This is a genomic window from Legionella parisiensis (assembly GCF_001467945.1).
Lineage (GTDB): Bacteria > Pseudomonadota > Gammaproteobacteria > Legionellales > Legionellaceae > Legionella > Legionella parisiensis.
In genome coordinates, this window is sequence record NZ_LNYQ01000013.1 from 2552267 (window position 1) to 2564564 (window position 12298).

Sequence of the window (12298 nt, forward strand, 5' to 3'; positions counted from 1 at the left end):
TATGGTGAGATTGAGGCATCACATACACGTGGTGCGTGGAATAAAACCTATCGGTCTAATTTGAGCTTATATCGAAACAACATAATCCTCTGAATATTTTTCTGGACTTTCTTCAAGAAAATCAACCAATTTTTTCAAACGTCCTTGATTTATGGCTAAGGTTTCAAAAAAACCAAACTTGCTCGGTTGGCCAAGAATGGCCGATTTTCTTTTTTCAGCGGCATGGCATTTTGTCTCTCCAGAAAGCGATAAAATAGAATACCTATCGCCGCGAGGATCCTCTTCACGATGTTTTATGTATTGGTTGAAAGCAAATAAAGAAACTGCTGAATGAACCAGTTTCGCCTCATCATTTGTTAGGACTCGCTTTTGTCTTCTCACTGCAGCAATAAAACTCAAAGCACCAGAAAATGATTGATCTTTGCGAGTAGAAAAATCCTGCTCTAATAAATGTAGTGTACTATTTATTAAATCATCTCCGGCTTTTAAATCCCCTGTATTATTTTGAGCAAACCTTGCTTGCTGAATAAAAGGGTAAACCCAACGGCTTCGATTCGTTGCGCTTAGAAAATCTGAGCGCTTGGTCGGCATCCAAGCAGATACATTTCGTAAAGCATCAATAAGCGCAATTGAGCGAGTATCGATATAGTCATCATAAGTATTAAAAAATTCGATGCAATCTGCTGTATTTTTAGCTAAATAGCTGAAAATTGCGCACTCAGAACGCCGCTCTTCGTCTGTAGTAACATCTCTAAAATAAATCAGGGAGGGCATTAACGCTAATTGCTCTATAGTGCAATATCTATAAATTAAATAAAAAGACGCTCTTAGCAAAAAAATGATGTCCTTTATTTTTGCAAGTTCTTGCGGCCTTCGTGCAGCGATTTCTGCATGCAATTTTACAAAAGGATAACCCTCATCGTTGGGCTGCATATATTTAAGCATTCGACCAGCACGAATAAATAAAGGCATAAGGTCCGTTATTTGCAAGCGATTTCCTGCTAAAAGATTAAACTGATGTTTAAGAACTTCATATAAAATAGGATGATGAAAATCAGCAGCTAATAAACCCTCTTTAACTAAAAGCTGTTGTAGCGAAATCCAAGGAGTGACATAAGGCCCCCCTTTCCATTGATCATGCGGTACATTGCATGCAATCCAATGCCAAAATTGATTAATAAGTTTTTCAACAGGAGGCATCATTCCAGGATACAACTCACTCTCAACCTCGAGTGAATCAAGTATCTCAACTAATTTTGAGATGAAGTCCATGATTTCTCTCGGTTTTTTTAATGGATCACGCTTGTTTTTAAATAGATCATCAACGTGTCTTTTTAACTCATAGACTTTCATCCTGCTCACTCCATGTCGTACTCAGTGATTATTAGAAACCTTAACTTGAGGTCAGAAAACAATTGCAAATAAACTGAAGAAAATCGAAAAAAAACAAATATTAACCAACAATCAATGCAAATTATTAACATTTTTTCTAAATATATAACAAAATACTTATTTTAAATCTAGAGCAACTTACCAAAACAATTCAGCTTATTTCTATAAAATTGTTTTGGCAATCACACTGTAAACTCAATTTCATAACTGACAAAATGATTCGTATCGGTAATTTCTAAAAGTGTATTTCCTCAATTATTATGGCAATATAACCAGCTTTTAACATGCCCTAGAATTTTATTGCTGCAAAAAGGATGCTTACCCAAATGTTTGATTTTACTGGAAGTTATACTGATCAATATCAACTGGCCATGGCGCAGGTTTATTTTTTGAAAGGACACCAAAATAATACTGCTGTGTTTGATTATTTTTTCAGAAAACTTCCTTTTGGTTCAGGATATGCCGTTTTTTCTGGCTTAGCAGACTTATTGGAACTACTGGAAAACTATCATTTCAATGAACGTGATCTTCATTTTTTACAAAGTAAGGGAATGCATCCTGACTTTCTCGATTATCTGAAAAACTTTCGCTTTAATGGAACTGTTTATGCTTCATCTGAAGGAGATTTAGTGTTCCCCACTTGCCCCGTAGTCACTGTTGAAGCCAATATGATTGAAGCACAGCTCATTGAAACAATTCTTCTGAACTTACTTAATTTTCAAACGCTGATTGCAACAAAAGCGAGTCGTATTCGCCACGTTGCAGGCGATTGCAAATTAGTTGATTTTGGTTTGCGCAGGGCTCAAGGTCCTGGAGGCTATTATGCCAGCCGTGCGGCAATTATTGGAGGATTTGATGCAACAAGCAATGTATGTGCAGGGCGTGATTATGATATCCCTATCTCCGGAACTATGGCGCATTCATTTATCCAAAGTTACGATAGTGAATTAGTTGCATTTCGTGATTTTGCTGAAATCTGGCCTGACAATTGTACTCTTTTAGTTGATACGTACAGCACTCTGGAAAGTGGCCTACCCAACGCAATTCAGGTAGGTAAAGAAATGGAACAACGCGGCCATCGATTGCAAGCCATTCGCTTAGACAGTGGTGATTTGGAAGATTTGGCAAAAAAAACCCGCCAAATGCTGGATGAGGCAGACTTGCATTATGTAAAAATTGTCGCCTCCAATCAATTAGATGAAACAAGGATAAAAACCCTTCGTGACCAGAAAACCCCCATTGATATTTTTGGCGTAGGGACAAATTTAGTTATTGGCGCTCCAGATGCCGCTTTGGATGGAGTATATAAACTGGCTTTTGCGAATGAAAAGCCTCGGCTTAAACTTTCTGAATCAACAACAAAAATCACCTTGCCTTATAAAAAACAGGTTTTCAGGTTATTACATGAAAATACTTTTTTAGGTTTTGATGTCATTGGCTTAATGGATGAGACGACTTTGGATGGAGTTTATGCTCCCTTTGATAGCGAAAAATTATTGTCTCTTGATCTTGATCAGCAAGAACCTTTATTGCAAAAAGTCATGGAAAATGGCAAACGATTAATGCCATCAAAAACCTTGGAGCAAATTGCAGAATACAGCAGAAAGCGTTTGAGTCAGTTACCTGAAGAGTACAAACAATTGGAAAAACCAAACGTCTATCAGGTAGGATTAAGCAAACAGCTTAAAATAAAACGGAACGAGCTCATTAAAAAATATAGAAAATAACATTACGAATGAAAGCCTTAATTATTCTGGATGTACAAAATGATTTTATGCCAGGCGGTTCCCTAGCTGTGCCGCAAGGGGATTCTATTGTACCGGTAATTAATCAGCTACTTCCAAAGTTCGATTTGATTGTTGCTACTCAGGATTGGCATCCGCAAAATCATAAAAGTTTTGCTTCCAATCATCCTGGAAAAAAGCCTTTTGAAAAAATTATGTTGCACGGAGTTAAGCAAATACTATGGCCGGATCATTGTGTCCAAGGAACCTTTGGTGCAGAATTTTACCCCACCCTTGAAACAAGACCTGTAGCTGCTATCTTTCGAAAAGCCATGAATCCTGAAGTCGACAGTTACAGTGGTTTTTACGATAATGGTCACAAAAGAAACATTGGCTTAAGTGGTTATCTCCAAGAGAAAGGTGCCGCAGAGCTCTATTTTTGCGGTTTATGTGCCGATATTTGTGTCTACTTCACGATAAAAGATGCGCTGCAGGAAGATTTCACCTGCCATTTAATCGAAGATGCTACCAGACCTCTAAATGAAGATGATTTTAAAAAAATCAAACCTGAATTGTTACATAAGGGTGTTAAATTCTTACAAAGTCATGAAATTTAATCATGAAATATGCAGTGTAGGCTGATTGCCTACTGCCAAGATACTGTTGTGGTCACTCTCAAATGTTAATTATGCCTAAAAGGCTGTCATTACTGCGTAGCAAGGTTATTACAAGTCGACTGAGATGCTTCAACTACAGGTGTGAAGCAACCTGCCCTCCAACGAGCTGTATCTTCGACTTTATTGCAGCAGAAACTCTATCACCTGGTAATACAATTCCTATTAAGTTCAAAGGATCCACTGATGAAATAGTTTGTGACACCTCGTCAAGCTCCTCATTTCGCATCGCTCGTAAAGAATCCACAGCATGAGACAAAGCAAATTGTTCGCCTAAAAATCCATCCACAAAACGACCGCCACGCACTTCACCACGTAATTCAAGCCGTCGTAAGAAAATCAATAAATCGCGCCAACGTGGAATATTTTTTTCACGCGCAAGCAAGTCACGGAATACGATACCATAGCGTTTCAGCAGCATCCAGCATGCCGCTTCTACCCTTTTTTCATGATCAGCTTGCGCATGTACATGCAACAAAGACCAACGGCCTGTACTGAGTGGAAACAATGGTCTGCGTCGATGTCGGCTGTGGTGTTTACGTTTTGTACTCATCAGGGTACGAACATTATCAAAACTATCTGCAGTGACCATCCCAGCTGCAACCAACTCCCATAAACCATTTTCCACTTCAACTTTTAGATTTCCTGTGCCACGAACAATGTCTGCATAAAATGAAGCGCCGTATTTTTGTAAAAATTGATAAATATTGCGTGCAGGATGGCTTAAACTATTTACTTCTTCGATATTATCCACCAGGGCATGCGGAGCAATCCAATCGGATTCTTCTCTGACAAAAAATGTAATCGGTGCATTTCGAGTTGGTGATAGGCGTCTTGATTTTTTCGCATCCTCTTCACTTACAACCACAGAGGGATGGGGTGATACGCGTCCCCAACCTACAAGACCGCTCATACAAAGCTTATCGAGCATTGACAGATCATAATCATGTACGCGAGCGGGGAAAATATCAGATTCCCATGCATTTGCAGCAAGCTCAAAACCTTGCAGTTGTTTGATTATCTCCAACAGCCCGTTCTCGCCACGCATCTGATTTCCTTTTGCTACATGCTGCCACTTGAGCAGCCAAGCCATAAATTGTGCACGAGTCACAGGTTTGATTTGTTTGCGCAACGATTCTGTAGTGTAACGATGAATACGTGCTAATAAACGACGCTCACACCACTCGATTTCACCAATATATTCTGTCCGAAAATTTCCGCGCAATAGATAGCCACTGGCCTCCAATTTTAATAAAGCATGTTCCACATCCAGCGAAGGAAGTTGCAAAAATTCAGTAAGTATCTTTTGGGTCACTGGACCCGTATGCAAAAGCCAGCCACGTAAAGTGTTTAGAATACTCTCATCTTGTGAGCTTGGCTCTTCCCCAATATCAAGCATCTCATTGACGAATATTGCTTGCGGAAAAATACTGTGAAAAGCCTTTTTTTTCTCTGCAGCTACATAATAACTCTTGTCTGCAACCGTAGCTAATGCCGCTCGTCCTTCTTGCTGTAATTCAATAAAATAGTGTTTCCAGACAGGCAAAGTAGATTGATACTCTGATAGTTGAATCGTTGCTGGAAAAACAATCACGGTTTGCAAGACATCATGTAGCTCATCTGCAGAACGAAGATCTGGCCAGGCTTGTTCTTGAACTTGGATTACTGCTTTGGGATCCAGTTTCCCCACTTCTTCCAACATAGCCTCAGGGAGTACACGCCGCATTTCAACTGCTCGTGAGCGCCGCTCTTCTAAGGGAGCATCATCCAAAAATGCATAAGGGTTGGCATTTAAAATTTCATGAGAAAATACGGAAGGGACTGGGGTATCCACTGCAAGACACGTAATGTGCTTGGACTCGATAGCCATAATCACCTCAGCGAATCCATCGATGTCTAAAGCTTCGGTGAGAATATCTTTCATTGTCTCTTCGATGAGTGGATGCTCGGGCAACATGACATCACGCCCACCCAAATTATCCTGGCACGCTGCTGCATCAGGAAAAACAGCTGCCAATAAATCCTCTGCAAGCATACGTTGAATATTTGGAGGAGTTTTTTTGCCGCCACGAAAACGTAATAATGACAAAGAGCGTGCTGCCACTGCGCGAAATCGCACTCCTAATAAAGGGGATTGCAAAACAGCTTGGATCACAACCTCTTTTAAGGTTTTTGTATGCAAAAAATGGAACACATCAGATAAAGGAAAACTATGTTGTTCTGCCAACGCAATATTTAACCCGTTATCAGTAGCTGCAGCTTGTAATTCAAAATTAAATGATCGGCAAAATTTCTTGCGTAGAGCTAATCCCCAAGCCTTATTAATACGGGCCCCAAAAGGCGCATGGATTATTAACTGCATGCCACCACTTTCATCAAAGAACCGTTCGGCGATCACTGTTTTTTGTGTAGGAACCGCCCCCAGAATTTGCCGACCCAACCGGACATACTCCAGTAACTGCTCTGCAGCAGAATGATCTAAGCCACAATGACTCATCAACCAGTCAATAGCTGCCTTAATTTTGGGGGAATATTTTATATTAACAATTTGTAGACTTTTTTCTGGCAACAATTCACTTATTTTTTCGCGCATCTGCGAAACCTGTAGAGATAACTCAATGCTTCGCGCAGGCGCTTCTCCTAACCAAAAAGGTACGCTAGGTGGGGCACCATGTGCGTCTTCCACAAGCACACGCCCATTTTCAATACGTAGTATTTTCCAAGAATTTGTCCCTAATAAAAAAATATCGCCGCGATTACTTTCAACTGCAAAATCCTCATCCAAAGTACCAACCATAATGTTGTCAGGCATGGCAATAACGGTAAACAACCCATTGTCTGGGATGGCTCCTCCACTCGTAATCGCCGCAAGACGACTGCCACGTCGTGCTTTTATGACATGATTAACCTGATCTCTATGAATATATGCTCCATAACGTCCTCGCGAACCAGCTATTCCTTCTGATAACATCGTAATAACTTCGTCAAACTTTTCCTGTGTTAAATGCTGATATGGATAAGCATTTTTAACATAGTGAAAGAGTGCATTTTCCTCCCAATCCTGAGTAGCACATGCAGCCACAATTTGTTGCGCCAAAATATCCAGTGGTTCTTTGGGAATAATTAACTGATCCAAATCTCCTTCACGTATTGCATAAACCAATGAAGCGCACTCTAACAACTCATCACGCGTGGTCGCAAAAATGCGTCCCGTGGAAATTGCCGCATGCCAGTGTCCTGCTCGACCAATGCGCTGCAATGCCGTAGCAATGGCACGTGGTGATCCGATTTGGCAAACCAGATCAATACTTCCTATATCGATTCCTAACTCTAAAGAGGCTGTAGCAACTAATACTTGCAAATCGCCCTTTTTTAATTTTGTTTCTGCTTCAAGCCTTAACTTTCGCGATAAACTTCCATGATGAGCTAAGACCTTATGTTCACCTAAACGTTGTTCCAAATGATGAGCTACCCGTTCCGCCAATTTTCGCGTGTTAACAAACACCAAAGTAGAACGATTTTCCCGTGCGTAAGCGGCAATTTTTTCATAAATTTCATCCCACAGTTCATTGGAGGCAACAGCTGCTAGCTCGCTATCTGGCACTACAACCTGCAAATCAAGTTGGCGTGCATGTCCTATGTTGACCAATTTTACTTTGGTTTTTTTTGCACCGGTTAAAAAATGCGCCACTTTTTCCAAGGGTTTTTGGGTTGCTGATAATCCGATGCGAATAAATGGTTTTAAAGTGAGAGCCTCCAAACGCTCGAGAGATAAAGCTAAATGCGCTCCTCGTTTGTTGCTTGCTAAAGCATGAATTTCATCAACGATCACTGTATGGATACTTGCTAAATTGATGCGGCTTTTCTCAGCGGTTAATAAAATATAAAAGGATTCTGGTGTGGTGATTAAAATATGCGGTGGCAGTTTAAGCATTTTTTGACGCTCGCCGGTGGGTGTATCTCCAGTTCTCACTGCCACCCGAATTTCTGGCAAATGCATACCCCGCTCCCTAGCTAATTCAGTAATCTCCTCCAGCGGCATAAGTAAATTTTTTTGAACATCATTACTGAGTGCTTTGAGCGGTGAAATATACAAAACCTCAGTCATATCCTGTAAATTTCCGGATAAAGCTTTACGAACCAATCCATCCAAGCATGCTAAAAATGCAGCCAGAGTTTTTCCTGAACCCGTTGGTGAAGAAATAAGAGTATCATTGCCTGCTAAAATAAATGGCCATCCTTGCTCTTGGGGTTCAGTGGGTTGACCCACTTTCTGGATAAACCAATCCTGTACGAGCAGATGAGCCCAACTCAGGCTTTGATAATTTGGTGGATTCATAAATTAATGATAAATGATCGAATTCAATACATAGTATAGGTGATATTACTTGGCTATAGACCACATCACATCGTTCTTTTTATCGTATTACTATTTATTGTTCAGCATCTATAAGAATTTGCTCAATTTCTCTATTTTTAAATACAGCATATCGATGCAAACCTATAGCGATTACTCCTGGCGCTAACTCTCTCATGGCCTTCATTGCTTCTTGCTTTTGCTGTTCTGTACCGTCTTGCTTTTCAAAAATCTCAACATTTGCTAAAAAAGCAGCAATTGTACCTTTTCTTACTATTTTGCCATTGATGGATGTGCTATCAACCCCATCAGGCAATACATCCTCAGGACGAATTGAATTATGATGTAGCATAACTTTTCTCCTTTTATCATCACCTCAAGTTCATGTTACTAGACATTTCGGGTTCATCAGATTTTGGTTGTTCTACTGCCATATTTTGCCTCAACTCCTGCATTAGTTTGGTTTGTTTGACAGCCCATAATGAAGATGAAGTATAAATTTTATTGTACTTGGAAATAATTTCCATAACTTTTTCTTTTGTTTGTTGTACCAGAGTAGAATCTCCCATAGCTTCATTTACTTGCTGCGTCGACTTTATTCCTACATCTAATGTTTCTTCAGCTCTTTGAAAATTGATGCCTTTATGCATATATTTTTCTAACAACACCACTCCGGCCTCTGTTGATTAAATAAATAATATGTCGTACTTTAGCATTATTTGCTCATTAATTAAAACCATCTTATTGTTTATACTCGGAACAGGAAAAAATAAGTTGCAGTCTAAGCAAGATTTTCACAAAATTCTCGTATACCTCTGTATAGAGGCCAGACTTTACATCGTTCATTACTTCAAGGTAAAAAATGATTATTATTGTTTGTGGAACTTCGTCTTCAGGAAAATCAACTCTTTGCCAAGAATTGCAAAACCAGCTTGATAACGGATGGATAAATTTTAGTACAGATGGGTATTTGGGAATGCTGGGTGATCAATTTGGAGGCTTGCATCCGAATAACCCCCAAGTATGCGTCCCTAATGATATTTGCTATGCGCAAAAATATACTGATGGAACCTATGAAATCATACCTGGAGTATTGTGCTCAAAACTTTACTTAACCATACCAAGTGTTCTGAAACTCATCGCAGATCAAGGGTTCAATATTATTGTTGACTCCTTTATTACAACCATGGATGAATTTAAAAGTTATAAAGAAACATTAGAAAAATATGGTGTCTTATTTGTTTATCTTTATGCTTCTGAAACCTCAATTAATCAAAGAGAGGAAGCCCGAGGCGATCGATTGAAGGGATCAGCTCTTCATTGGTTAAAACGATTTGATTTTCAAGATCATTGTGATTTGCGTATTAATACCGAAGAAATGAATATCCAACAAATTTGCACTGAAATTCTTCGACTCAAAATGTAGCCAGGATACAGTATCTGAATCTTCTGCACATCGCTGAAAAAACCAGTCCAACCCTATTCCGACATCCTCTTCCCACAACTTGTTTTCGGGAGTGGAACCTAGGCAGAGATGATCAAGAGTTAAAAACAGCATAGTCAAAACCTGGAGTTTCTGAACAAGGAATAACATCTTTAAACCCTGGCTCCGCTAATGAAAAGTATGGTTACCCCCCATCCTAAAGAGATTTTCAAAATAGAATGCACTCAATAAAAAATTTTACTCTTCATGAAGGGCGACATCATGTCCATGGGAACACCCCCCTCTCTATATCCGGTCATTTTCCTTTTTTAAATGAAAATTAGAAAAGTATTCAATATTGAAAGCCTATGGTGCACCTCTCTTTAGAAATGGAATGTACTCTATTTTTAAATGCATATCTTGATCAATCAATGATAATATTACTTAAAGAATAATAACATTCAAAAGGAATTGCCTCATGCGCCAAGATGACTCATTCTACTCAAGCAACTTTTTTTTGGGGTTAACCCTATGAGCCAAACTCTTCTCTTTACATCAGGATTAATCATTATTTGGATAGTTGGTTACCTCATGATTGTTGGGAGCTATGTGCTAATTCCTTTTGTGATTGCGGTTTTTATTTGGCATCTTCTCAACACGATAAGTAACATCATTCAACGTACACCCAGAGTAGGTGTCTATCTGCCCAATTGGCTGAGTATGATTTTCGCCTTTGTAATAGTCGCTGTGTGTATTTTTATTTTTATTACTATCATTACGGATAATGTCAATAATGTCATTGCTGCATCCAGCCGCTACCAAGAAAATTTATTAAAAATCTTCAACAATATTGATCAAAAATTTAACATAAAAATATTGGCAAGCATGAATAGCATGGTCAAAAGCCTTAATCTCCAAACGATTTTTGTTAGGGCTTATGGAGTGTTTACGACACTTATGGGCTCTACGTTACTCATTTTCTTGTATGTTGTATTTTTATTTGTCGAGCAACATTTTTTTCTAAAAAAAATTGATGCTTTATTCCCCACTTTAGAAGGTCGTTTACTAATGAACAACATCATTAGTCATATCGTGAATAACACACAGACTTATCTGGGCCTAAAATCGATTTTAAGTATCCTTACTGCTATTCCGAGCTGGATAATCATGAAATGGGTAGGATTGGATTTTGCCGAATTTTGGGCGCTTCTTATTTTTTTCCTCAATTTTATTCCCAATATAGGCGCGATTATTGCCATTGCTTTTCCAACCGCTTTGGCTGCACTACAATTTACCGGTTGGATTCCTTTTATTGAAATTATTCTAGGCCTGGGGTCAATTCAATTTATCGTAGGGAATTTGATTGAACCGCGCTTCTTGAGTAACTCATTAAACTTAAGTCCATTAGTTATCTTAATTGCATTAGCCGTTTGGGGGGCAATATGGGGAATATTAGGGATGTTCCTCTCAGTGCCAATCACGGTGATGATGATGATTATCTTTGCTCATTTTGAAAAAACCAGACCTATAGCAATCCTTTTATCTCAGGACGGGGATGTCTTCAAAACTTATGAGCTGTTACCCATAGAAAATCTACCTGAACAAGATTGGGTTCAATATTAACCCCCAGGAGTTGTCTATACTTTTTAAATATCTTCACCTCTAAGGACTTTATAAAATGGATTTTATTAAAAAGACCATTGAATTGGCTAAAGAAAATGTAAAACAAGGAGGAAGACCTTTTGCCTGTTTAATCGTAGAAAACGGTAAAATCATTGCTGAGGGAACTAATCTGGTAGCTCAAACCAATGACCCTACTGCCCATGCAGAAATTGTGGCTATAAGAAAAGCTACTGCGAAACTGCAAACGGAACATCTTCTTAATTGTGAGTTCTATATTTTAGCTCACCCTTGCCCCATGTGTTTAGCTGCGATGTATTACTGCAGCCCACTCAAGGTAACATTTATTACTTTACGGGATGAATATAAAAAATATTATATTGACGATCGTAAATATTTCACATTGGATAATTTTTATGATGAATTTGCTAAACCCTGGCAGGAAAGAAATTTGCCAATGACGTACCACACTACCCCTGAGGCAATCGAAATATATAAGCTTTGGCAAGAACTCAACCACAAGAATCATAGTTAAGATCAAAAAATAACTGGGTAAAACGAAACCTGGAGTTAGTCATTAACGCTGGTTTCGTTTCGCTTTATGATGATTATTTTGTTTCCCAAAATGCAACATGAGCCCCTGTAGGATCTTTAATAATCGCAAAGAGCCCCATATCACCAGCATGAGTCACTTCTTTTATTTCTTGAGCTCCATTTTGTTTGGCTTTTGCTAGAGTATCTGCAACATCATTCACTAAAATATAGGCCATCCAATGGGGTGGAATTTCATTTTGTTGATTTGTAGGGATTTGCCATATACCTGCAAATTCCTTATCGTTGGCTTGAATCAGTGTGTATGTCATTTCACCAGATTGTATTTCTTTAAATTGCCAACCTAATACTTTACTGTAAAATTCTTTAGCTTTTTTCACATCCGCAGTGGCCAATTCGTTCCAACAGAATTGATTCATAGAACTTTGTGACATGATAACCTCCTTATTTATTTTGGGTTTTTGAATAATAGCCCATAATTCCAAGAGATGTTAGCAAAATGTGTAAGTATTAAAAACTCATTAATAATGAAGCAACTGGAATAATTCAGTTCCAA

The 12298-nt window shown here is 38.8% G+C and carries 10 protein-coding genes; 5 read left to right on the plus strand and 5 right to left on the minus strand.

The genetic code is table 11. The annotated features are described in order from the left end of the window. Positions 1-66: 66 nt before the first annotated feature. Positions 67-1353 carry a hypothetical protein gene (locus Lpar_RS17375; protein WP_058519019.1) on the minus strand — a complete coding sequence of 429 codons (1287 nt, stop codon included), beginning with the start codon at positions 1351-1353 and terminating at the stop codon, positions 67-69. A 365-nt stretch (positions 1354-1718) separates the two neighbouring features. Here Lpar_RS17375 and Lpar_RS17380 point away from each other — a divergent pair, with 365 nt between their 5' ends. Together Lpar_RS17380 and pncA are read left to right on the plus strand one after the other, a co-directional pair. Further along, complete coding sequence (locus Lpar_RS17380) at positions 1719-3119, plus strand: nicotinate phosphoribosyltransferase (protein WP_058519020.1); 1401 nt, start codon at positions 1719-1721, stop codon at positions 3117-3119. Positions 3120-3127: 8 nt separating this feature from the next. Further along, positions 3128-3733 carry a bifunctional nicotinamidase/pyrazinamidase gene (gene pncA, locus Lpar_RS17385; RefSeq protein ID WP_058519021.1) on the plus strand — a complete coding sequence of 202 codons (606 nt, stop codon included), beginning with the start codon at positions 3128-3130 and terminating at the stop codon, positions 3731-3733. A gap of 133 nt (positions 3734-3866) precedes the next feature. On the opposite strand, the gene Lpar_RS17390 is transcribed toward pncA, so the two are convergent. The 3 genes from Lpar_RS17390 to Lpar_RS17400 form a co-directional block, all read right to left on the minus strand. Beyond that, complete coding sequence (locus Lpar_RS17390) at positions 3867-8129, minus strand: DEAD/DEAH box helicase (protein ID WP_058519022.1); 4263 nt, start codon at positions 8127-8129, stop codon at positions 3867-3869. Between the two features lie 94 nt (positions 8130-8223). Further along, positions 8224-8499 carry a hypothetical protein gene (locus Lpar_RS17395; protein ID WP_058519023.1) on the minus strand — a complete coding sequence of 92 codons (276 nt, stop codon included), beginning with the start codon at positions 8497-8499 and terminating at the stop codon, positions 8224-8226. 19 nt (positions 8500-8518) lie between these two features. After that, positions 8519-8812, minus strand: coding sequence for a hypothetical protein (locus tag Lpar_RS17400; RefSeq protein WP_069683474.1), 294 nt, complete (start codon positions 8810-8812; stop codon positions 8519-8521). Positions 8813-9009: 197 nt separating this feature from the next. On the opposite strand from Lpar_RS17400, the gene Lpar_RS17405 reads away from it, so the two are divergent. The 3 genes from Lpar_RS17405 (at position 9010) to Lpar_RS17415 (ending at position 11725) form a co-directional block, all read left to right on the plus strand. After that, positions 9010-9573, plus strand: coding sequence for a phosphotransferase-like protein (locus tag Lpar_RS17405; protein ID WP_058519025.1), 564 nt, complete (start codon positions 9010-9012; stop codon positions 9571-9573). A 528-nt stretch (positions 9574-10101) separates the two neighbouring features. Next, positions 10102-11193 carry an AI-2E family transporter gene (locus Lpar_RS17410; RefSeq protein ID WP_058519026.1) on the plus strand — a complete coding sequence of 364 codons (1092 nt, stop codon included), beginning with the start codon at positions 10102-10104 and terminating at the stop codon, positions 11191-11193. Positions 11194-11248: 55 nt separating this feature from the next. Then, positions 11249-11725 (plus strand): nucleoside deaminase, encoded by a 477-nt coding sequence (locus Lpar_RS17415; RefSeq protein WP_058519027.1) that lies wholly within the window; start codon positions 11249-11251, stop codon positions 11723-11725. A 73-nt stretch (positions 11726-11798) separates the two neighbouring features. On the opposite strand, the gene Lpar_RS17420 is transcribed toward Lpar_RS17415, so the two are convergent. Further along, positions 11799-12176 (minus strand): VOC family protein, encoded by a 378-nt coding sequence (locus tag Lpar_RS17420; protein ID WP_058519028.1) that lies wholly within the window; start codon positions 12174-12176, stop codon positions 11799-11801. Positions 12177-12298: the final 122 nt, after the last annotated feature.

Bases quoted from the DNA above. Each gene is read 5' to 3' on its own strand.
- Lpar_RS17375 (WP_058519019.1), bottom strand. From the start codon at position 1,353: ATGAAAGTCTATGAGTTAAAAAGACACGTTGATGATCTATTTAAAAAC.
- Lpar_RS17380 (WP_058519020.1), top strand. From the start codon at position 1,719: ATGTTTGATTTTACTGGAAGTTATACTGATCAATATCAACTGGCCATG.
- pncA (WP_058519021.1), top strand. From the start codon at position 3,128: ATGAAAGCCTTAATTATTCTGGATGTACAAAATGATTTTATGCCAGGC.
- Lpar_RS17390 (WP_058519022.1), bottom strand. From the start codon at position 8,129: ATGAATCCACCAAATTATCAAAGCCTGAGTTGGGCTCATCTGCTCGTA.
- Lpar_RS17395 (WP_058519023.1), bottom strand. From the start codon at position 8,499: ATGCTACATCATAATTCAATTCGTCCTGAGGATGTATTGCCTGATGGG.
- Lpar_RS17405 (WP_058519025.1), top strand. From the start codon at position 9,010: ATGATTATTATTGTTTGTGGAACTTCGTCTTCAGGAAAATCAACTCTT.
- Lpar_RS17410 (WP_058519026.1), top strand. From the start codon at position 10,102: ATGAGCCAAACTCTTCTCTTTACATCAGGATTAATCATTATTTGGATA.
- Lpar_RS17415 (WP_058519027.1), top strand. From the start codon at position 11,249: ATGGATTTTATTAAAAAGACCATTGAATTGGCTAAAGAAAATGTAAAA.
- Lpar_RS17420 (WP_058519028.1), bottom strand. From the start codon at position 12,176: ATGTCACAAAGTTCTATGAATCAATTCTGTTGGAACGAATTGGCCACT.